We start from the raw sequence: 21,840 nt of genomic DNA, 5'->3' as shown, positions 1-21,840 counted from the left end.
TAATCAAAGAAATTTAGCCTAAATTTCACTATCAATTTCTTCCCCAATCGTATTCATATATGCCTGTAAATCAATCGCAGGCACTGTTCCGATTGCTTGTTGCAAATAACGGGTTAACTGCATAAAGAAAGTGATTAATGAATTTTCAGGCTGACTAAATACCAATGATTGAAAAGTTCGATTGTGATAATAATCACAGATTCGTTTGCTAAAATCCGCTGTCTCATTGGTATCTTCTTCCCCTTGATATTGCACAAAGAAACTACCATAGTCCACAATACAGCCCAAATCAATTCCCTCTAAATCAGTTAAAGATCTGATATGATTCTTAATGGTAGCATTATTACTGTGCGTGAAAGAATTAGTGGTGGTTAAAATCCCACCAATGATTTTTGTTAGTGGGCGGGCAGGTAGTTTTTGCCCAGAATTAATCATAGATGTTGATGTGCGGTCTAATCTTCTGACACTGGCAATTTTTTGACCTGCATACTTAATGTAATTAATATCACCTACATTTCCCCGAATATCAGGTTTGACTTCAAACACAGCGTAAACCCCTTCGGCTGGAATGTATTTAAAGCCATTTTGATTAAAAATAAATGGCGTAAACCAATTATCGTAAATAACAACATCGATTTGATCACTGGTATTTCCCTGATAATCAATAACAATTGCCTTATCTACACTATAACGATTTGGCAAATAATTTTGCAACCATTCAATCCAAGCATTTTCTAAGGCATCGCCTTTTGACCCCGGATGATGAATAAATTCACGATTAGTATTTAATTGGCTTTGCATTTGCCCTTGCATGCCACGAAACAAGGCTGATAAATCAACATTACTCATAAACAACCAACCTACCTTGATCAAAAATAAAGAAATTAAAATCTAATAATTTATTGCTAGAAATACTCAAAATAAGCAGCACTGGATTATAGAGTTGAACTGTATCGCAAGAAACAATATCATTCATTGCTTGTAAATCTGTCAAACTATACCACGCTGATGCATTGGGATGACTATGCCATTCACCTATATAATATAATCCAGTTTCTTGGAATATATTTTCAAAATTATGAATTTTTGAATTTAATTCACGCCTAAATTCCACAGATGAGCTGGTATATTTATCAACTAATAAAAAATCTTTAATATACAATCTAGTAAAATCATCAGCGTAACAACCTAAAAGAAACCCACCATATTCATTTGGATAATGATGAATTGCTATTTTTGTCATTTTTTCAATGAGTTGACGTTTAAAACATAATTGAAGGTTTTTATATTTTTTAACAATCATTAAAACCTCTCAACCTTTAAATTGAGATTATCATCATATTGAATAGTAAAATTTTGATAATTATTCTCTTGAATCATTAGGTTAATTGTTCTTAATGATAACTGAACCATAATGGCAATATCATTATAAGATGCTTTAAAAGTTGGATTCCAACAACCAATAGGATTATATAAATCTAAAGCATCATTCTCTAAAATTGTATCAAATTGATGCCTAATAAATCGGTAATGATTGGGTGAAATACCACACACTAATACTTTTGCGTGATTGGTTATGGATAAATTAAATATAGTACTGGTTAAATCTAACTTATCTGTAAGATACATTAAATCATCATCGGTAGAACAATCAAAAATATAATCAAATTCTGAAAATTGCTCTGATAAAAAATTAAGACATTCTGATGCAAGATCAAATTTAATATATTCCGTCACCAAATTACGAATGGGATTCAACTCAACAAAAGGAGAAATACTCCACAAAATACTTGCCAATTCATCTGCTTTATTTTCATAAGGCGGTATAAAATTATATTCCGACCGACAAATATTCTCTGGTTCTTTAATATCATAATCAGCAATCGTAATATTTGTGCAACCTCCGCGCACGAGCGTCCTTGCAACTTGACTTCCAATTGCGCCCAATCCAATAATAAGCACTTTTTTATAGGTTAGATTTGGATGAAACGCACCTCTTCCAAAAAAATAATGATAGGATGAATTTTTTGAAATAACCCAGTTTATTTGCTTATCGCAAAGTTCATATATTCCTTGCGTATTTTTGAAAAATTGGTCTTTCAAATCAATCATTGCAACTTGCCAGTGAATGTTCTGATTTTTTGTATTATATCCAATAAAAATAGGTATATGCTCTTGTTGAATGGTAAGAGTAATTCTCCAAATCTCACTTAACATCTCTTGGTTAAATAAGGATTTGAATTCTTGCCAGCTTGAAAATGAAAATCTGTCATAAATTGAGGGTTTATCTTCAATAAAGATATAAATTCCTAATAAGTCGTTTTCCTTGCCTGAGTAAAACGATGACCATTGGCAATTTTTATTAGTAATATTATGTGTAAAGGACTGCACTAAATAATTGTGCATATCCTTATCTTGATATTTTGATTTTGTTAAGTAAGTATTAGTAACAATGCCAATCTCATTTTGAGAAAATGATTTATCAACATCAGTAAACTGAAAGGAAAAATATGCTCCATTATAGCTATGATTTGGAGTAATTAGATGCTCATAATGCTCATCTTTTTCTTGATGAATAATATATTGAACAATCCATTTTTTGATTGCCTGGAAATCTTGCTGTAATTTCTTCTCAAAAATAACGCAATGCTGATTATGAAAGCAAATAGCATTATCAGCCATCACATGGCTGAATTTTTTATATTCATCATTTTTTAGATAAAAGCGAATGGATTCACTATCGCTAATTTTTAATGGGTAGGCTTGGTAGATAATGACATGAAAATCAATTGAGTTGTCTAATTCTTCAAAATCAAAAGTAATATCAAAACTTACCTGCTCTTGCGAAAATGAAAGAGCAGATAAATTTTGAATATATTGAATAGATTGAATGGTTTGCTCTAATTCAATTTGAGAAAATTTCATATCAACCAAATCTTTGTGAAATTGGAGGTGTTGAAACTAATACCGAACTTTTAAGGCCATAAGCCTTATTCCCATCGTTATTATCTTCAGCAAATTTTTTATTTAATGGTAGATAAAACTCTATTTGCTTCTCATTTGATTCAATTTGTTGCAACATGGATTTTAGTTGAGAAACTAGAATGGCTTTTTTTGTATTATCTAATGATAATGCCAAATCATTATTGCTGTTCCCAGGGTCTTTGAGCGTAAAAGTTTCGCTCTGAAGATTATCAATGATATAATTTAAAACAGTTTTAAAGTGCTCCCATAGATTATCCTGCGGAGATGATTCTGCATAAGCTTTAATCACCAGCAGTTCAATAAAAAAAGACTTGTACTTGTATTGATGGCAAGCTTTCCATATTTTTAGCAAGCGAATAACTTTTCTTTCATTTTCTTTGGCTTTAATGTGTTCAATTTGAGCATGAATATTGGTTTTAAGATATCCATCACTTTGTGTTTTATGTAAATTTAAGTTTTTTTCTAATGGAAATGAATCTTGACTTGTCTCTCTTGCAGGGACAACATCAATATTAATTTCATCTTCTTCATTAAAAGTCAAACCAATCGAAACACCTTGTTTTTTAATGGTCGTTTCATGCTGATATTTTTCAGTTAATTTTTCAAAAACATCTTCAAACATGTCTTCTAATGTTGAAAAAGCATTGCGTTTAAATGGTACGACCAAATCCAAATCAAATTTGGTATTGATAGCTGTGTGCTTTTTATATGAACCTGAATTAAATGGCTCATAAATGTGACTGCCGTATTGTTTATTTAGAAATAGCTTAATTTCATTTCGTTTGGTGCGATATGTATTGATTAGCTCTTTAATATGTTTCATCCTGTAACTTTCCAGAACAGAATTTAAGTAATCGCTTTTGTAGTCAGCCATAGTCAATCTCCATAAATTTTTTAGTACATAACGGATGGGGTTATGATGCACTCAGAATAGTTTTGTTTTTGCTATATTGGATCGTGCCTATGGGATTTCAAGCCTTAGGAGATTTCTACCCTGTAGGAAGGGGCAACATCGGTCAAAGTTTACTCGCATTGCCCGGTCACAGACCAACGGCAAGACGGAATGTGTGAATCGCACCTTGATAGAAATATGACATAATATTTTCTGTTTAGGGATTTTGAACACCGGCAAAAGGAGTTGTGCCACTTTGTGAATTTTTATAATAAGGTGAAGCCGCATAAGACTTGAAAGGTGATACACCTTTTGAGGTTTTACAGGCTTATTTTTCTCAAACTATTGTGTAAACAACGAGGTGATTTCTTACACATAAATATCTTGATGGGAATTTATGGGATTCTAGGGAATTTTGCAAAGGTCTCAGAAAGCAAATGGATACAAAAAAGGTCGTCTGAAACGGCATATTCGGTTTCAGACGACCTTTTATTTCAAATCTTCAAAAGATTATTTTTTGTTCAGAGAGTCGCGGATTTCGCGCAACAGCAATACTTCTTCGCTAGGCTCTGCAGGTGCTTCTTCAACAGGCGCTTCGGCTTTTTTCATGGAGTTCAATGCTTTGATAACAGCAAAAATCGCAGCAGCAATGATCAGGAAGCTGATAACGGAGTTGATGAACAGACCGAGGTTCAGGGTAACAGCACCGGCTGCTTGAGCGGCTGCCAAGTTGGCATAGCCTTCTGCGGGTGCTTGCGCACCGTTTTTCAGGGTGATGAACAGGTTGGAGAAGTCAACGCCGCCGATCAACAGACCGATAGGGGGCATGATTACGTCGTCAACCAAAGATTTAACGATGCCGCTGAACGCAGTACCGACGACCATACCGACTGCCAAGTCGATAACGTTGCCGCGCATAATAAACTGTTTAAATTCTGAAGCAATAGACATAAATGTCCTCCTGTATGTTTGTGGATAATGAAAGTGAAATTTATAAAAAAAGTGCGTCCGAAGTGACGGACGGGCTTTTCCAAACCGGCAGGCATAGTATCGTTTTATTCGTTAAATAAAATTCATAAAAGTTAAAATTTGTTTTTATGACAAAATTCCCGAAATATGCCGCCTTTTATACGAAAAAAGAACCGCCTGAAATAGCCGGTGTACCTTTTTTACACCACTTATTCAGACGGTTTTTTGTGTAATAAGTTGTCTTTTCTACAAAATATTACAAATCATTACGCCTCTTCGTCGTTCAGGGCGTTGATGCTGTAACCGCCGTCAACGTAAGTGATTTCGCCGGTAATGCCTGAAGAGAGTTCGGAGAGCAGGAAGGCGGCAGTGTTGCCGACTTCGTCGATGGTTACGTTGCGGCCGAGCGGGTTGTGGGAAGCGACGTGCCCCAAGAGTTTGCTGAGATCGGCAATGCCGGAGGCAGCGAGGGTTTTGATCGGACCGGCGGAAATGCCGTTGCAACGGATGCCTTCTTTGCCCAAGCAGGCGGCGGTAAAGCGGATGCCTGCTTCGAGGCTGGCTTTTGCCATGCCCATGACGTTGTAGTTGGGAATCGCACGAACCGCACCCAAGTAGCTCAGGGCGACGATGGCGGAGTTTCTGCCGCGCATCATCGGACGGGCGGCTTTTGCCAATGCGGGCAGGCTGTATGCGGAAATTTCGTGTGCGGTGTTAAACGCTTCGCGGCTGATACTGTCGAGGAAGTCGCCGCTCAAGGCTTCTTTCGGGGCAAACGCGATGGCGTGCACCAAACCGTCGAGGCCGTCCCAATGTTTACCCAAGTCAACGAAAACTTGGTTGATTTCGTCGTCGCTGGCAACGTCGCAGCGGAACACGAGTTCGGAACCCAATTCGGCGGCCATTTTGCGGACGCGCTCTTCCAGTTTGTCAACAACGTAGGTAAACGCCAAATCCGCGCCTTGTTCGCGGCAGGCTTTGGCAATGCCGTAAGCGATGGAACGCTCGGAAATCATGCCGGTGATCAGGATTTTTTTACCTTGCAGAAAACCCATTTTTTGTCCTTTAAAGTGTGGTATTGCGGTTTGATGAAACTGGGCATTATAGCAAACTGGGGCGGTTTCGGTATAGAAAACAAGAGATATAGTGGATTAAATTTAAATCAGGACAAGGCGACGAAGCCGCAGACAGTACAAATAGTACGGCAAGGCGAGGCAACGCTGTACTGGTTTAAAGTTAATCCACTATAACCTGTCGTCCTGACGTTTTTTGCATTTTTTCAGACGACCTCTTTGCGCTGTTTGCGGCTTCTTTCAAATGCCCGTTTAGTACCTTATGTTCAAACTTGTTTGTCCGGTTCGTGATGTTTCAGGCGCATGGCGAAAAACACCATCACCGCGCCCAATACCAGCGCGCTGCCCATCGCCAGATGGATGCCGTCGAGCATGGCTTGTTGCGGCGAGGCGGCGGAGGACAGTTTCTCACCGATATTGGTCGCGCCGACGAAAAATGCCGCACCGACCGCGCCGGCAATCGGGTTGATGGTGGTCAGAATCGCCGCACCGTGGGGGTTGAGTTTTTTCGGCAGCGCGTTCAAGCCGTGGGTTTCGCCTGTTACGCAGGCGGACACGGACACCGCCATCAGCGTGAACATGGCGGTCAGCATCATGACTTGCGTGTCAATCCGCAAAAACAGCCATAACACCGCCAGCGACACCGTCAGCATCACCGTGGCGGGCAACACGACAAACCGTCCGCCCTTTTTGTCCAGCAGTTTGCCGAACAAAGGCGCGGCAACCGCTTGGGCGATGCTCGCGGGCATCAGAATCAGCCCCGTCGCCGTGCCTGTCAGCATCAGCACCTGCTGTGTGTACATCGGCATCATCAGTTCCAAACCCAAAAACAGGAACACCGCGCCCGCCAGAATCACGACGCAGTGGCGGAACTGTTTATACTCAAACGCCCGAAGGTTCAGCAGCGGCGTCGCCAAGCGGGACTGGCGGTATGCAAACCAGCCCACCAGCGCGACGGAGGCGGCAAACAGCAGGATAAATTCCGCCAGCGGCAGACTAGCGAAATTACTGCTCGCATACACCAGCCCGCCCAAGCCCGCAATCGACAGTACGGCAGACAAAATATCAATCTTCGGACGGCTGATGGTGCTCAAATTAACCGTCAGATACTTGCCCACCAATGCCATCGCCGCCAACATAAACGGCGCGGTAAATCCGAACAGCACGCGCCAATGCGTGTGGTCGATGATGATGCCCGACAGCGTCGGTCCTATCGCGGGCGCGGCGGTGAACATCATGGTAATCACGCCCATTGCTGTTCCGCGTTTGTTCGGCGGGTAAATCGACAAAACGCCGTTAAACAGGAGCGGCACGAAAAACGCGGCGGACACCGCCTGCACCATCCGCCCCGCGACCAGAATCCCGAAAGTCGGTGCAAACGCGCAAATCAGCGAACCCGCCAGAAACGTCGCCTGCGTAAACAACACCATCTTGCGCGTTTCAAACCATTGAATCACGCCCGCCGTAATCGGCGTGAACGCACCCATCACCAGCAAAAAGCCCGTCGTCAGCCATTGGACGGTGGTCTTATCGACCCCGAAGTCCTTCATAATCGGCGTGAGCGCGACATTTAAAAGCGTGTCGTTGAGATAGCCGAAAAACGCGCCGATAAACAGCGTCGCCACAACGGTTTTGGCAGGGAAATCGGGATTGTCGGCGTGGTATTCGTGAGCCGCATCGTCTGTGTCAATATCGGAAGCGTGCATAACATCATATTGAAATATTTGAGGAATGCGGATTTTAACATGGGATATGTAAAAAAATGTTTATTTGGTTTTCCGCAAAACTTTTATATTCCGATATAATGACGTCTTCAAAAAATCATATTTCAAATAATTACGTTACGGACAAACATTATGGAAAATACTCAACATGTTTCGCGATGGCGTTTCGCCGTGAAAAGCGCCTCGCTGCATCTGCTTGTCAGTCTGGTTTTGGCGGGCTTGGCGGCGCTGCTTGTTTTTGAAGTCTGGTATCCCTTTCCCTATGCCGAACTGACCGGCGGTTTGGATTTGTATAAGTTGGTCGTATCGGTGGATATCGTGTGCGGTCCGCTGTTGACCCTGATTCTTGCCAGCCCCAAGAAAAAAATGCGTGAGCGCGTGGTCGATTTTTCCTTAATCGGCGCCATTCAGCTTGCCGCTTTGATTTACGGCTTGTACAGCGTATCCCTTGCCCGTCCTGTCGCCGCCGCTTTTGAGCGTGACCGTATCAATATTGTGACTGCTGCCGAAATCGATAAGGCGGATTTGGCAAAAGCCAAAGATGGCTTCAAAACCCTGCCTTGGTTCGGTATAGAGCGGGTAGGCGTACGCGAGGCTGCCAATGTCGATGAAGGCAATGAAAGCCTGAGCTTGTCGCTGACGGGTATCGAGCCGAGTATGCGCCCGAATTGGTGGCTGCCCGACGGTCCTGCTGAACGCGAAAAAATCCGCCGCGTGATGAAGCCGTTGGCAGAACTGGCTGCCGCGCGCAATATGTCTGAAGCGGACATCATCAAATCGGCCAAAGTATCTTCGTCCGGCAAACCTTTGTTCTTCCTGCCTCTGACCAGTAGCCGTACAAAAGACTGGGTAGTCATCATGGATGAAAACGCCGATTTCGTAGGTTATGCGCCGATAGACGGTTTTATGACGAATAAAGCCGCAGAGACCAAAACTAAAGAGCAGGTTATTTAAGCGGTTTGGCAGGTCGTCTGAAAACGCAAATTCCAGTTTTCAGACGACCTTTTGCCATCCGTCTTCCAAACTGTTAAACTATTTACATTACTTTTACTTGAGACATACGCACACATGAAAGACCCAGAGCAGAGCAGCATGACCGCCCGCCGTTTTTTGTGCGTATCGATATGAATCAGGCAGCTTGAGCGTTTCAGGCTGCCTTTTCGCGTTTGAACACAAAGGAATAAAAAAATCATGGATTTCAGTTGGTTGGCAGAGCCGCATACTTGGATAGGCTTTGCCACGCTTCTGGTACTCGAAGTTGTCTTGGGGATAGACAACCTCGTCTTCGTTGCTATTTTGGCGAACAAAGTCAAACCCGCCCAACGCGACCGCGCGCGTATTACCGGTTTGGGGCTTGCGGTCGTTATCCGCATCATCATGCTCGGCTTCATGGCACACATCATGACCCTGACGCGCCCGCTGTTCCACATCAGCGGGTTGGACGTTTCCGGCAAAGACATGATTATGCTCGCGGGCGGTATCTTCCTACTCTACAAAGCCACCACCGAGCTGCACGAACGCCTCGAAGGGCATAACCAGTTTGCCGTTGCCGACAGCCAGAAGAAACACGCGCGGTTTTGGAGCGTGGTTGCCCAAATCCTGATTCTTGACGCAGTATTTTCCATCGATTCGGTTATCACGGCCGTTGCCATGGTCGATCACATCGTCGTCGCCATGGGCGCGGTTGCTGTTGCCATGACCGTCATGATTTCCGCCAGTAAACCGCTGACGGAGTTTGTGGACAGACATCCTACCGTCGTCATGCTCTGTTTGGGTTTCCTGTTGATGATCGGTTTCAGCCTCATCGCCGAAGCCTTCCATTTCCACATCCCGAAAGGTTACCTCTACGCCGCTATCGGCTTCTCCATCCTGATTGAAGTGTTCAATCAAGTTTCGCAACGCAACAGCCGCAAAAACGACTATATCAGCAGCTCGTGGCGCAAGCGCACCGCTGAGAACGTCTTGGGCATGATGGGCATACGCGAAAGCGTGCTTGCCAAAGCAGGCGACGAAGCGGAGGACGACGGGCATTTTGAGGAAAACGAAAAATCCATGATACGCAGCGTCCTGACGCTTGCCGAACGCCCCATCCTCGGCGTCATGATTCCCCGTCGCGACATTGAGCGTTTGGACATCTCCCAAAGCCGCGAAGAGCAACACGCCCAACTGCAAAATACTCCGTACAGCCGCCTGCTCGTCGTCGGTAAAGCCGGTGTGGATGAACCGTTGGGCTACATCAACAAAAAAGACCTGCTCGCCCAACTGCTCGAAACCGGCGAACTCAATATCCAAGCCGTCCTGCGTCAGCCGCTAGTCCTGCCGGACAGTACGACCGCGTTGGGCGCGATTGAATTGTTCCGCCAAAGCAGCGCGGATTATGCTTTGGTGGTCGATGAATTCGGCGCGGTTTTGGGCATGGTTACCATGAAAGACCTGCTGGAAACCATCGCCGGCGAATTCCCCGAAGAGTTTGAACGCCAAGAAGAACCCGCCGTTCAAGAAAATGCCGATGAAAGCCTGACCGTGGACGGTTCGTTTGAATACGTCGACCTCGCCCCACAACTGAACCTCCCGCCGCAAGAAGAAGATGCCGACTTCCACACCGTCGCCGGACTGATTATGGAAGAGCTGCAAAGCATTCCAGATGTCGGCGATTTTGCCGACTTCCACGGCTGGCGTTTCCAAGTCGTTGAAAAAGACGGTCAGCGCATTGAGCGGGTGAAAATTACCAAACTGCCTGAAGAAGGTTAAATCGGGATAGGAAGTAAAAAGGTCGTCTGAAAACCTGAGATTTGGGTTTTCAGACGACCTTTTGATATTGAAATCGAAGTGCGTGAGTGTCGCGACCCCCTGTTTCAAGAAAACATCAATCCTGTCCGGGTATTGTCAGTTCGCTTAAGCCGGGGAGGTCGGCGAAGCTGCGTTCGCGGACGATTTGGCAGAAGTTGTCGAGATAGCTTTTGTCTGAGTCTTCGGTGCGCGTGGCGGCGTAGAGTTCGCTTTGCAGGCCGTTGGCGGTGATTTGGCGGTGGACGACGTAGCCTTTTTCGAGATAGGGCATGACGGTCCAGTAGGGCAGGGCGGCAATGCCGCGTTTGCTGGCGACGAGTTGGATGATGGCGATGGTCAGCTCGCTGCGGCGGCGCGGTGGGTTGATGCCTTTGGGCAACAATATTTTTTTGGGCAGGTCGAGCATTTCGTCGGGAACGGGATAGGTGATAAGGGTTTCGCCGATGAAGTCTTCTGCCTCCCAAACGGTTTTGGCGGCAAGCGGGTGGTCTTGGGCGCAGATGCCGACCATTTCGTAGGCAAACAGGGGGCGGAAGCTGATGCCGTTTTGTTTTTCGGCTTCGGATACGATGGCGAGATCGGCGCGGTGTTGCAGCAGGAGTCCGACGGGGTCTGCCTGAAAGCCGGAAACGATGTCCAATTCGACTTGCGGCCACATGGGGCGGAATTCGCCCATCGCGGGCATGAGCCAGTCGAAACAGGTGTGGCATTCGACTGCCAGGCGCAATTCGCCTGCTTCGCCTTCGATGATGCGGGCGAGGTCGCGCTCGGCGGCGGAAACTTGCGGGAGGAGTTCGCGTGCGAGCCGCAACAGGCGTTCGCCGGCGGGCGTGAAGCGCAAGGGTGTGGATTTGCGCTCGAACAGGGGGGTGTCGTAATAGTTTTCAAGCGCGCGGATTTGGTGCGAAAGGGCGGATTGGGTCAGGAAGACGCGCTTGGCGGCAAGGGATACGCTGCCGGTTTCTTCGAGTGCCAGCAGGGTTTTGAGATGACGCAGTTCGATGATGGAATCCATTGGTTTTTACGCTTTCAGACGACCTTTTGAGACGGGCAATATTAAAATATTTCATGCTGGGGTGTAAATGAGGGCGCGTGTCGAACGGTATGGGGATTGGGGCGCATCATGGTTTGCGGTTAGAATGTGTGTCTGATTTTGTATGAATGCGGTGAATTGATTTGAAACAGGGATGGCGTTGCTTCGTCTTGTTTTATGAAATTCAATCCGCTATGTGTTGAAAGGAATGATATGGCGAAACGCAACGATATTTTGGCGTGGTGCGACGAGGTGTTGCAGGTCGGAATGTTCAAAGACTATGCGCCCAACGGTTTGCAGGTCGAGGGCAGGGCGGAGGTTGGCAAAATAGCGACATCGGTAACGGCAAGTAAGGCGGCGGTCGATTTTGCTGCGGAGCAGGGTGTGGATATGCTTTTGGTGCATCACGGAATGTTTTGGAAAAGCGAGCCGGTAACGATTACGGGCTGGAAAAAAGCGCGCATCGAAACATTATTGCAACACCAAATCAATATGGTGGGCTACCACTTGCCGCTGGATGCGCACCCTGTCTTGGGCAACAACGCGCAGCTTGCCGAGAAGTTGGGCTGGGAGGTCGAAAGGCAGTTCGGCGAACAGAACCTTTTGAATATAGGTCGTCTGAAAACGCCGCAGACTTTGGCTGAATGGTTGCAACACATTGCTGCAACGCTGGGGCGGCAGCCCGTAGCCGTCGGCGATATGTCGCGCGAAATCAAACGCATTGCATGGTGTACGGGCGGTGCGCAGGGATTTTTTCAGACGACCATAGACGAAGGTGTCGATGCTTATCTGACTGGTGAAATCTCGGAAGCGCAGTTTCACCTTGCCAATGAAACAGGCGTTGCGTTTGTCAGCGCGGGACACCATGCGACGGAACGTTACGGCGTCCGTGCTTTGGGCGAAGCGGTAGCCCGGCATTTCGAGTTGGAAATCTGTCATTTCGACGAAGATAATCCCGCCTAAGTCTTGATAATCGTCATGAAAATTTACCTTAATTTAAATAATGCTTTGAGTATCACGGCAAACTAGGTAGAATTACATCGTTTAATGGCTCGGTATTCCCAAAATTTTAGGACGACTGAATAATGGATAATCAAGAAATCAATAGCGGTCGCCGCCGCTTTCTGACGCTGGCTACATGCGGCGCGGGCGGTGTGGCGGCTTTGGGCGTAGCTACGCCTTTCGTGGCAAGCTTTTTCCCATCGGAAAAAGCCAAGGCCGCAGGTGCTGCCGTCGAAATCGATGTCAGTAAAATCGAATCCGGACAAATGTTGACTGCCGAATGGCAAGGTAAGCCGATTTGGGTGGTTAACCGCACAGATCAGCAGCTCAAAGACCTGAAAAGTTTGAACGGCGCGGTTGCCGACCCTAATTCGGATGTGGATCATCAGCCCGAAAACTGTAAAAACGAGACCCGTTCGATTAAACCGAACATCCTTGTAGCCATCGGTATCTGCACCCACTTGGGCTGTTCGCCGACCTACCGTCCCGACGTTGCCCCTGCAGATTTGGGTGCAGACTGGAAAGGTGGCTTCTTCTGCCCTTGCCACGGCTCGAAATTCGACATGGCAGGCCGCGTGTATAAAGGTGTTCCTGCACCGACCAACCTGGTTGTTCCGCCCTACAAATATCTGAGCGATACGACAGTCTTGGTAGGCGAAGACTAAAAATAAGGAACGATAATTATGGCAAACCAAACCAATAACAAAGCAAAAGCATTGTTAGACTGGACGGACGCTCGTTTCCCTCTGTCTAAAATGTGGAATGAGCATTTGGCTCAATACTACGCGCCGAAGAACTTTAACTTCTGGTACTACTTCGGCTCTTTGGCTCTGCTCGTCCTCGTAATTCAAATCGTCAGCGGTATCTTCCTGACCATGAACTACAAACCGGACGGCAACCTGAATGCCTATCACCTGCCTGCTGCCTTTACTGCAGTAGAGTACATCATGCGCGACGTGTCCGGCGGCTGGATTATCCGCTACATGCACTCCACCGGCGCATCTTTCTTCTTCATCGTCGTGTATCTGCACATGTTCCGCGGCTTGATTTACGGTTCGTACAAAAAACCGCGCGAATTGGTGTGGATTTTCGGTTCCCTGATTTTCTTGGCATTGATGGCTGAAGCCTTTATGGGCTACCTGCTGCCTTGGGGACAAATGTCCTTCTGGGGCGCGCAGGTGATTATTAACCTGTTCTCCGCCATCCCTGTCATCGGTCCTGACTTGTCTACTTGGATCCGCGGCGACTTCAACGTTTCCGACGTTACCCTGAACCGCTTCTTCGCCCTGCACGTTATCGCCGTGCCGATAGTGTTGCTCGGTTTGGTCGTGGCGCACATCATCGCCTTGCACGAAGTCGGCTCGAACAACCCTGACGGCGTGGAAATCAAGAAACTCAAAGATGAAAACGGCGTTCCGCTCGACGGCATTCCTTTCCATCCGTACTACACCGTCAAAGACATCTTGGGCGTTGTCGTATTCCTGATTGTTTTCTGCTCCGTATTGTTCTTCGCTCCTGAGGGCGGTGGCTACTTCCTTGAAGCCCCGAACTTTGACGCGGCAAACGCGCTGAAAACACCGCCACACATTGCGCCAGTATGGTACTTTACCCCGTTCTACGCTATTTTGCGTGCGATTCCTTCATTCCTCGGTACTCAGGTTTGGGGTGTAATCGGTATGGGTGCGGCAGTTGTCCTGATTGCCCTGTTGCCTTGGTTGGATAAAGGTGAGGTGAAATCCGTCCGCTACCGTGGTCCGATTTTCAAAATTGCATTGGTTTTGTTCATCATTTCCTTCATCGGCCTGGGTATCTTGGGTGCGTTAGTAGCAAATGATACCCGTACCTTGGTTGCGCGCATTCTGTCCGTCGTCTATTTTGCATTCTTCTTAGGTATGCCGTTCTACACCAAACTGGATACAAACAAACCGGTTCCAGAACGTGTAACCATGAGCACCACTAAACAAAAAATCATGTTCTTTGTTTATGTCGGTATTACCGTCATCGGTGCTTACCTGTTTGCAACTAATATCTGATGAGGGCAGCGAAAATGAAACATACCCTGAAAAACTGGTTTGCTGCCTTGTTACTGGCAGTGCCTATGAGTGCCGCCGTCGCCAGCGGTGGCGGACACTACGAAAAAGTCGAGATTGACCTGCGCGACCAAGTCAGCTTGCAGCGCGGTGCTCAAATTTTCACCAACTACTGCTTATCCTGCCACTCGGCAAGCGGTATGCGTTTCAACCGTCTGAAAGACATCGGTTTGACTGACGAAGAAATCAAGAAAAACCTGATGTTTACGACAGACAACGTCGGTGATGTTATGCTGGCGGCGATGAATCCTAAAGATGCTGCCAAATGGTTTGGTGCGGCTCCGCCGGATCTGACACTGATTGCCCGTTCTAAAGGCGCGGATTATCTGTATGCCTATATGCGCGGCTTCTATAAAGATCCGACCCGTCCTAATGGCTGGAATAACGTCGTATTCGATAAAGTCGGTATGCCGCACCCATTGTGGGAGCAACAAGGCGTTCAAGCGGTTGAGTTGGATGCTAAAGGTCAACCGGTTATGGTTAAAGATGAGCATGGCGAATTGAAACCCAAGCTTTATTGGGAATCTACCGGCGCACACAGCCGTCGCTTACCAAACGGTAAAGTCATCCAAACAGAGTACGATGCTTATGTACGCGATTTGGTGAACTATTTGGTTTACATGGGCGAACCGGCGCAACTTCAGCGCAAACGTACCGGTTATATCGTGTTGATGTTCTTGTTTGCAGTGATGCTGCCTTTGGCATACTTCCTGAAAAAAGAATATTGGAAAGACGTTCACTAAGTCTTGTAATGAAAAAGGGCAAACCTCATCGGGTTTGCCCTTTCTTAACCATTTATCCAGTTTCAGACGACCTTTTTCATGGAGAAGTGAAATAAAGATGGTTTGATCGAGGGTGTATGCTGCGTATATTGCTTGTTCCTCTATCAAGTTGATTTGATCGCTTTATTTGGGATGGGTGTTAATCCAGTTTGGCGATTATGTTATAAAGGAAGCGAGGGGGAGGTAGATTTATAATCGCTTGCTTGAATACTATTATTAACTATTAAGAGTGTTCAGACTGCAAGCCGTACAAATTTCAGAAGACCTTTTGTCCTTGAATGGAACAATGCCAGCTTTATGTTTAAATTTGCTCAATAGAAAAGGTTGGGTAGGGCAGGCTTGAGAGTTGTTCAGACAGGCGAATTTATAGTGGATTAAATTTAAATCAGGACAAGGCGACGAAGCCGCAGACAGTACAGATAGTACGGCAAGGCGAGGCAACATCGTACTGGTTTAAAGTTAATCCACTATATATGAAAATCGCAGTTCGTTTACTCACTGAAGAAAAAGGGAGAATGCCAAAGTTGGTCATGACTTAGGTACTATCTTGGCAATGTCTAGAATATGAAAAAGGTCGTCTGAAAAGTAGGAATGCTTTTCAGACGACCTTTTAGCTTGCTATTGGTAATTATTGCGCTTTGGTCTCGGTTACAAAACCGACTTTGGTAATACCTGCCTCACGCGCGGCTTCGAGGGCTTTGTTAACGTATTCGTATTCAACGGTCTTATCTGCTGAAATGGCAATGATGGTATTAGCGTTTTTCTGCTTTTCTGTTTTCAGTCGGGAAATAACCGCATTAATATCCGCTTTAGTCGCAGAATCGCCATCAATGTAGTAGCTACCGTTGGCATCAATAGTCAGACGCAGCGGGTCTTTAGGCTGCTTTTCCTTCTGCTTTGCTGCATTTTCGGAAGCAGACGGCAGTTCCAAAGGAATCGAGTGGGTCAGTACGGGCATGGTGATCATGAAAACGATCAACAGTACCAGCATCACATCGACCAAAGGCGTGACGTTGATGTCCGACATCGGTGCATCATCGCCGGAATTCATTGAACCGAATGCCATAATTTAGTCCTTTTGATTCAGCAGACGGACGTGCAGATCGTGTGCAAAAGCGTCCATATCTTGAGAGAGGGTTTTCTTGCCGCGGTTGAGGAAGTTGTACGCCAAGACAGCAGGGATGGCGACAAACAAACCGATAGCGGTTGATACCAAGGCTTCACCAATCGGACCGGCTACCGCAGCGATACTCATTTGACCGCTTTGACCGATATTGATTAAGGCGTGGTAAATCCCCCAAACCGTACCGAACAAGCCGATAAACGGGGCAGTTGAACCGATGGATGCCAAAGCAGTCATGCCGTAATCAAACTGACGCATGTTTTGTTCCATGCTGTTTCGGATTTGAATGACGAGGTATTCGTTCAAAGGCAGCTCGGTAGTCAGTGTTTTTGCGTTGCTTTGACGATAGTTCTGATAAGCACGCAGGGATTCGTCCGCTACGCGGCTCATTGGCGCATCAATATCTTTCACTTTTTGCACAGCTTCGGTAAGCGTAAAGGCGTTAAGCATTTGCGTTTTAACGAGTGCGTTTGCGGTTTTGGCTTTTTTCAGTTTGATGGAGCGCAGGATAATCAGACACCAGGTCACGATGCTCATTACTAACATCAACACGAATACACTGATCAGAACAAAATCGCCTGATTCGAATATTGTTTTTAAATCCATAATTTTTCCAAATTTTCCAAGTAAATTAAAACTTTTGTCGATAAAGGTGTTACGCCCGATTACTCAAGAGTAAAAGAGACCGGGACTCGGAATTCAGTCCAGACAGAGGCATTGCAAGCACCATTTTTAACTGCTTTACGGGCAGCTTGGTCAAGAGCATTGGAGCCACTGCGTTTTAAAATTTTAACTTCAGCAACTTTTCCTCCTGGGCCAACCAAGACACTCAGCATAACTGTACCTGTATCTCCGTTTTCTGCCGCTATGGGAGGATATGGCGGTTTAGGAATATGGCAAGTGCCACCTTTAACCGGATTGGCTCTACTACTACCCGGTCCTGTTCCGGGACCATTTCCACCACCGGAACCGCCGCCACTGCCGCTACCGGAGCCATGTTCGCCTTTATTGCCGCCAGTACCGGGACCGCTGCCTTCACCTTGTCCGTTGCCAGGACCTTTATTGCCTCCTCCGTTTCCTTTGCTGTCGCCATGTGGAGCTTTACCTTGTCCGTTGCCTTTACCGTTTTCTGCAGTATTCGGACCGGTTTTGCTGCTGCTGGTATAGTCCGAGGCTTTAGGTGCGGGTTTAGGTTCTGCTTTGGGTTGGGGTTTAGGTTCCGGGCGTGGCTCTGGTTTGGGTTCTGGCTTAGGTTCCGGTTTGGGTTCGGGTTTAGGCTCAGGTTTTGGTTTCTCAACCGGCTTGGGCTTCTCTTTCGGCTGCTGAATATCGGCATCCGCTTTTTTTGTTATTACCGGCTTGATCTGTGGCTTGGGCTGTTCGACCGGTTTGGGTTTCGGTTGAGGCTTGGGTTTTTGCGGCTCGGGCGTTTTTTCCGGAGCGGCAGGCGCACCTTCGCCTTCGGGGGTGCCGTCTCCACCTCCGTCGCCACCACCCAAATCCGCCAAATCGACAAACTCAATATTTGCCATTTCCGGTATAAGCGGTTTGTATGTTTCCCACAAAAGCGCAATCAAACCCGCGTGAAGCAATGATACGGTAATGACGGCTACTGGGATTAAAATTCGGTCTTTATTCATAATCGACGCATGATAATAGCAACAATTTTTGTTTGCAACCTATTTTTTCATTTGTTTTTTAAGTGAATATTTTTTTCGAAATATTCCCAAGGATTAATATGTACAATGCAATGTTTTGATATTGCTATTCATTATCACAATGAAACAAAAGAAAAAGAGGAAGCGATGCCTCAGTTAACTGAATTAGAAATTGTTCAGCCGGAAAAGTTCATAAATTTACAATTTTGTGTGCAAATCAAGTGATGTTGATAGAGTATTTTAGAGAAGAAAAAGCTGAAAAAAGATTATTTTATTGATGGGTTTGTGTTTTTAGATTGATTTTCGTCGTTATTGAGGAGCGATTGGCGGGCGTTTGAATAGAACAATAGATCTATTTGCATACTTCCCGAAGGTCGTCAGAAAACTGAAAACCTGATATTTGCGAAATGCCATGATTACAAGAGTTACCAGGCATTTCTATTTTTGATTGTGCAGATTTTTAATCAGAACACCCAAAACATCAGCAGGGCGGGTTATGCCGATTTGTCGTCTATTTTTTCTACAATGATGTCGATTTTGGGTTCGTAAAGTAAATCGTAGGTTGGTTTATTGAGCAGATCCTGCAAAGTAAACCCGTCCAAATGCGCAAAGAAAGCCTTAATTGCTCCGCCCAAAATGCCGGTCAGGCGGCAGGATGGGGTAATCAGGCATTCGTTGTTTTCTCCCATGCATTCAACAACTTGCATGGGCTCAAGGTGACGCACGACCGCGCCGACGTTGATTTTATCGGGAGTGTCTGCCAGACGCAGTCCGCCTCCTTTCCCCCTTATACTGGTTAGAAAACCGCCTTTGACAAGCGCGGTGACGACTTTCATCAGATGACTTTTGGAAATGTTATAGGCTTCGGCAATGGTTCCGATATTGACTAACGAATCGTCGTTTACGGCCGCATAAATCAATACCCGCAGACCATAATCCGTGTGTTGCGTCAGATACATGGTTTTCTCTGTTCAGAATGTAATTATTTTTTGGAACGGCGGCAGTGTCCATAGTGGAGAACTGTCGCCGTTATGTGTTTGACTTTATATATGATTAAGTTTCATAATATCCGAAACATTTAAATTAATCCAGTGCAGTTTGATAATTTGTTATCATTATAATCAAATATTATGAAGCCGTTAAAACGCCATCCAGCACTTATCGAACTTTCCCGCGAACACCATCACGCCCTTTCGCTCTGTGTCCGCCTCCTGCGCGCGCCCGCTGAAAGCCATCAAACAGAGCTTGAAGCCCATTTCCTTGAATTGGAACCGCATTTTGTCGAAGAAGAAACCATGTTCGCCCCGCATTGGCAGAATATTCCCGTTGCGATGCGCGAACGTTTCGAAGCCGAACACGCCAAACTGCGCAGTATGATGGCAAATCCTGAATATCTTAACGAAGCATGGAATAAGGACTTTGCCGTTACCCTACGCGACCATGCCCGTTTTGAAGAACGCGAACTGTTTCCCGCAGTCGAGCCGTTTTTGCCGGAACCCGAAGGAATCTGATAAAAAAGGTCGTCTGAAAAGTCCAAAAGCACGATTTTAGTGTTTTCAGACGACCCTCCTGTCTATTCAAACCTAAAACAAACCATTCCAAAAAACAAACCAAGGAACTACCATGACCGCCTTTTTCAAACACCCTGTTTGGGCAATGGCATTCCGCCCGTTCTACTCACTGGCGGCACTATACGGCGCGCTGTCCATCCTGCTTTGGGGCTTCGGCTATACGGGTACGGGAGAGTTGCGCGGCTTTTACTGGCACGCCCATGAAATGATTTGGGGCTATGCCGGACTTGTTGTCATCGCCTTTCTGTTGACCGCCGTTGCCACTTGGACGGGGCAGCCGCCTACGCGCGGCGGCGTTTTGGTCGGATTAACCGCATTTTGGTTGGCAGCAAGGATTGCTGTTTTCATTCCGGGTTGGGGCGCAACCGCGAGCGGCATACTCGGCACTTTGTTTTTCTGGTACGGCGCGGTTTGCATGGCATTGCCTGTTATCCGGTCTAAGAACAAACGCAACTACGTCGCCGTGTTCGCCATCGTCGTCCTAGGCTGCACGCATGCCGCATTCCACTTCCAACTGCATGCCGGAAACGCAGCCGCACTTCTCAGCGGGTTGCAATCTGGTCTGATTATGGTTGCAGGCTTTATCGGTCTGATCGGCATGCGGATCATTTCCTTCTTTACCTCCAAACGCCTGAATGTTCCGCAAATCCCCAGCCCGATGTGGGTCGCTCACGCGTCCCTCTGGTTGCCCATGCTGACCGCCATGCTGATGGCGCACCAAGCCCTGCCTTGGCTCTCATCTGCTTTTGCCTTTGCAGCGGGCGTGATTTTTACCGTGCAGGTTTACCGCTGGTGGTATAAAGCTGTTTTGAAAGAGCCAATGCTGTGGATTTTATTCGCAGGCTATTTGTTCACTGGCTTGGGACTGATTGCCGTCGGAGCTTCTTACTTCCACGCTCCATTTCTCAACCTCGGCGTACATCTTATCGGCGTCGGCGGCATCGGCGTTCTGACCTTAGGCATGATGGCGCGCACCGCGCTCGGGCATACCGGCAACTCTATCTACCCGCCGCCTAAGTCCGTACCCATTGCCTTTTGGCTGATGATTGCTTCCACCGTTATCCGTATGGTCGCGATTTTTGTCGGCGGTACCGGTTATGTCCACAGTATCCGTACTTCCTCAGTCCTGTTTGCACTGGCGCTGCTGCTTTACGCATGGAAATACATCCCTTGGCTCATCCGTCCGCGTGCGGATGGTAAACCGGGTTAATCGAATCAAGCATATCAAACGAAAGGTCGTCTGAAACCTGTTTCCAAGTTTTCAGACGACCTTTTTATATTGGCATTCACTTTAAACCTGTACGGCGTGGTTTTATCGAAGTTCGCATCGTGTCAGCTTTGTCGCGTTGCCTAGTTTAATTTTAATTCACGTTGACAGGGTAGAAGCGTGTTATTGCTCGATACCGTTTTCACGCAATAGCTGGTGAATTTGCTGTTGGGCTTTATCTTCTTTCAGCAGCTGGGTGAGTTGATCGCGAATCAGATCAAATGGCGGTGCTTGAGGGTCTTTTTGTACTTCGCTGATTTTAAACAGGAAGAACTTGTTTTCAATTTCAACAGGATTGCGAGTTACCTCTCCCCGATTCATTGAACCCAAGATGCCTGCAAGCGGTTGGCGCAGCTGCCTTGCCATGACGAAATCTTCAAATGCAGGTTGCTGATTCGGATATCGTTTCGTCAATTCTTCAAATGATAAGCCTTTCAAGAGCAATTCTTGTGCTGCTCGTGCTTCTTCGGGCGTGTCGAAGCTAACCTGCTGAATCTTGATCATACGGGTTTGCTGATCGTAAAACTTCAATAATTCAGCATTGCTGATTTCGGCAGTGCGCTTCAGATAGTCGGCATATTGCGCCGCGTAAAATTCCGCTTCCATAGTGAGGAATTGGTTACGGACCTCGGGGTCTTTATCCAATCCGGCTTTGAGTGCAGCATTTTTGAGAATTTCAATGCTTTGCAAGTGTTTGACGACTTCTTGGCGGATTGCTTTGCCGTCAGGCTGCTTGGATTCAGGACGCTGTTCGGCTTGCTTGAGAATGCGGGCAACTTCGCTGTCTATGCGTGCCTGATCAATATCAGGCGCTTTTGCAACAGCGAATCCGGCAACAGCCGTCGCCATGATGACTGCGGCGGCAGTTTGGTATTTCATCG

General features: G+C 46.5%; 21 protein-coding genes and 2 pseudogenes. 10 read left to right on the top strand and 13 right to left on the bottom strand.

Translation table 11 applies throughout. The features are described from left to right. Window positions 1-18: 18 nt before the first annotated feature. The 4 genes from DBZ16_RS06570 to DBZ16_RS06555 are packed head-to-tail and all read right to left on the bottom strand — an operon-like array spanning window position 19 to window position 3,859. Window positions 19-849, bottom strand: coding sequence for a DUF6602 domain-containing protein (locus DBZ16_RS06570; protein WP_107813391.1), 831 nt, complete (start codon window positions 847-849; stop codon window positions 19-21). Continuing rightward, window positions 842-1,303 (bottom strand): Mov34/MPN/PAD-1 family protein, encoded by a 462-nt coding sequence (locus DBZ16_RS06565; protein ID WP_107813390.1) that lies wholly within the window; start codon window positions 1,301-1,303, stop codon window positions 842-844. The genes DBZ16_RS06570 and DBZ16_RS06565 overlap by 8 nt, the downstream gene beginning before the upstream one ends. Next, complete coding sequence (locus DBZ16_RS06560) at window positions 1,303-2,925, bottom strand: ThiF family adenylyltransferase (RefSeq protein ID WP_107813389.1); 1,623 nt, start codon at window positions 2,923-2,925, stop codon at window positions 1,303-1,305. Before DBZ16_RS06560 ends, DBZ16_RS06565 begins: the two co-directional genes overlap by 1 nt. Before the next feature lies 1 nt (window position 2,926). Continuing rightward, a complete protein-coding gene (locus DBZ16_RS06555; protein WP_107813388.1) occupies window positions 2,927-3,859 on the bottom strand; it encodes a nucleotidyltransferase domain-containing protein in 933 nt (310 codons plus the stop codon). A gap of 142 nt (window positions 3,860-4,001) precedes the next feature. On the opposite strand from DBZ16_RS06555, the pseudogene DBZ16_RS16710 reads away from it, so the two are divergent. Then, a pseudogene (locus tag DBZ16_RS16710) lies at window positions 4,002-4,230 on the top strand (integrase core domain-containing protein); the annotation flags it as partial. A gap of 157 nt (window positions 4,231-4,387) precedes the next feature. Here DBZ16_RS16710 and mscL read toward each other — a convergent pair. The 3 genes from mscL to DBZ16_RS06535 form a co-directional block, all read right to left on the bottom strand. Next, window positions 4,388-4,828, bottom strand: a complete 441-nt coding sequence (gene mscL, locus DBZ16_RS06545) for a large conductance mechanosensitive channel protein MscL (protein ID WP_003766815.1) — start codon at window positions 4,826-4,828, stop codon at window positions 4,388-4,390. 284 nt (window positions 4,829-5,112) lie between these two features. Next, the gene (gene fabI, locus DBZ16_RS06540) at window positions 5,113-5,901 is read right to left on the bottom strand and encodes an enoyl-ACP reductase FabI (protein ID WP_049225362.1); all 789 of its coding nucleotides are present in this window, start codon (window positions 5,899-5,901) and stop codon (window positions 5,113-5,115) included. Window positions 5,902-6,185: 284 nt separating this feature from the next. Beyond that, complete coding sequence (locus tag DBZ16_RS06535) at window positions 6,186-7,625, bottom strand: MFS transporter (protein WP_107813387.1); 1,440 nt, start codon at window positions 7,623-7,625, stop codon at window positions 6,186-6,188. A gap of 150 nt (window positions 7,626-7,775) precedes the next feature. Between DBZ16_RS06535 and DBZ16_RS06530 the strand changes: the two genes are divergently transcribed. After that, the gene (locus DBZ16_RS06530) at window positions 7,776-8,597 is read left to right on the top strand and encodes a fimb protein (protein WP_107813386.1); all 822 of its coding nucleotides are present in this window, start codon (window positions 7,776-7,778) and stop codon (window positions 8,595-8,597) included. Window positions 8,598-8,834: 237 nt separating this feature from the next. Then, window positions 8,835-10,394, top strand: a complete 1,560-nt coding sequence (locus tag DBZ16_RS06520) for a TerC family protein (protein ID WP_107813384.1) — start codon at window positions 8,835-8,837, stop codon at window positions 10,392-10,394. Window positions 10,395-10,509: 115 nt separating this feature from the next. Here DBZ16_RS06520 and DBZ16_RS06515 read toward each other — a convergent pair whose 3' ends face one another. Beyond that, on the bottom strand, window positions 10,510-11,448 hold the full coding sequence (locus tag DBZ16_RS06515) for a LysR family transcriptional regulator (protein WP_107813383.1): 939 nt from the start codon (window positions 11,446-11,448) through the stop codon (window positions 10,510-10,512). 231 nt (window positions 11,449-11,679) lie between these two features. On the opposite strand from DBZ16_RS06515, the gene DBZ16_RS06510 reads away from it, so the two are divergent. From DBZ16_RS06510 to DBZ16_RS15780, 5 genes and pseudogenes are all read left to right on the top strand, one after another. Next, the gene (locus tag DBZ16_RS06510) at window positions 11,680-12,429 is read left to right on the top strand and encodes a Nif3-like dinuclear metal center hexameric protein (RefSeq protein WP_107813382.1); all 750 of its coding nucleotides are present in this window, start codon (window positions 11,680-11,682) and stop codon (window positions 12,427-12,429) included. Window positions 12,430-12,551: 122 nt separating this feature from the next. Next, the gene (petA, locus tag DBZ16_RS06505) at window positions 12,552-13,133 is read left to right on the top strand and encodes a ubiquinol-cytochrome c reductase iron-sulfur subunit (protein WP_009310942.1); all 582 of its coding nucleotides are present in this window, start codon (window positions 12,552-12,554) and stop codon (window positions 13,131-13,133) included. An 18-nt stretch (window positions 13,134-13,151) separates the two neighbouring features. Further along, window positions 13,152-14,501: a cytochrome b gene (locus DBZ16_RS06500; protein WP_107813381.1), complete on the top strand. Its 1,350-nt coding sequence runs from the start codon at window positions 13,152-13,154 to the stop codon at window positions 14,499-14,501. 14 nt (window positions 14,502-14,515) lie between these two features. Further along, a complete protein-coding gene (locus DBZ16_RS06495) occupies window positions 14,516-15,301 on the top strand; it encodes a cytochrome c1 (protein WP_205836780.1) in 786 nt (261 codons plus the stop codon). 404 nt (window positions 15,302-15,705) lie between these two features. Then, window positions 15,706-15,816 (top strand): annotated as a pseudogene (locus DBZ16_RS15780) (IS5/IS1182 family transposase); the annotation flags it as partial. A 152-nt stretch (window positions 15,817-15,968) separates the two neighbouring features. Here DBZ16_RS15780 and DBZ16_RS06490 read toward each other — a convergent pair. The 4 genes from DBZ16_RS06490 to DBZ16_RS06475 form a co-directional block, all read right to left on the bottom strand. After that, a complete protein-coding gene (locus DBZ16_RS06490; RefSeq protein ID WP_107813379.1) occupies window positions 15,969-16,406 on the bottom strand; it encodes an ExbD/TolR family protein in 438 nt (145 codons plus the stop codon). Between the two features lie 3 nt (window positions 16,407-16,409). Beyond that, window positions 16,410-17,069 (bottom strand): MotA/TolQ/ExbB proton channel family protein, encoded by a 660-nt coding sequence (locus DBZ16_RS06485; protein ID WP_107813378.1) that lies wholly within the window; start codon window positions 17,067-17,069, stop codon window positions 16,410-16,412. Window positions 17,070-17,128: 59 nt separating this feature from the next. Continuing rightward, window positions 17,129-18,103, bottom strand: a complete 975-nt coding sequence (locus DBZ16_RS06480; RefSeq protein WP_107813377.1) for an energy transducer TonB — start codon at window positions 18,101-18,103, stop codon at window positions 17,129-17,131. 512 nt (window positions 18,104-18,615) lie between these two features. Then, window positions 18,616-19,080, bottom strand: a complete 465-nt coding sequence (locus DBZ16_RS06475; RefSeq protein WP_070497376.1) for an Rrf2 family transcriptional regulator — start codon at window positions 19,078-19,080, stop codon at window positions 18,616-18,618. 171 nt (window positions 19,081-19,251) lie between these two features. Between DBZ16_RS06475 and DBZ16_RS06470 the strand changes: the two genes are divergently transcribed. Further along, window positions 19,252-19,632, top strand: coding sequence for a hemerythrin domain-containing protein (locus tag DBZ16_RS06470; RefSeq protein ID WP_003759365.1), 381 nt, complete (start codon window positions 19,252-19,254; stop codon window positions 19,630-19,632). A gap of 112 nt (window positions 19,633-19,744) precedes the next feature. Continuing rightward, window positions 19,745-20,902 carry an NnrS family protein gene (locus tag DBZ16_RS06465; RefSeq protein ID WP_107813376.1) on the top strand — a complete coding sequence of 386 codons (1,158 nt, stop codon included), beginning with the start codon at window positions 19,745-19,747 and terminating at the stop codon, window positions 20,900-20,902. Between the two features lie 180 nt (window positions 20,903-21,082). On the opposite strand, the gene DBZ16_RS06460 is transcribed toward DBZ16_RS06465, so the two are convergent. Then, complete coding sequence (locus DBZ16_RS06460; RefSeq protein ID WP_107813375.1) at window positions 21,083-21,838, bottom strand: peptidyl-prolyl cis-trans isomerase; 756 nt, start codon at window positions 21,836-21,838, stop codon at window positions 21,083-21,085. Between the last annotated feature and the right edge of the window lie 2 nt (window positions 21,839-21,840).

Origin of the sequence: Neisseria sicca (assembly GCF_003044565.1) — a bacterium.
GTDB classification, from domain to species: Bacteria; Pseudomonadota; Gammaproteobacteria; order Burkholderiales; family Neisseriaceae; genus Neisseria; species Neisseria sicca_A.
The sequence above is the reverse complement of the archived record's forward strand: the minus strand, read 5'-3'. Positions and strand labels throughout refer to the sequence as shown.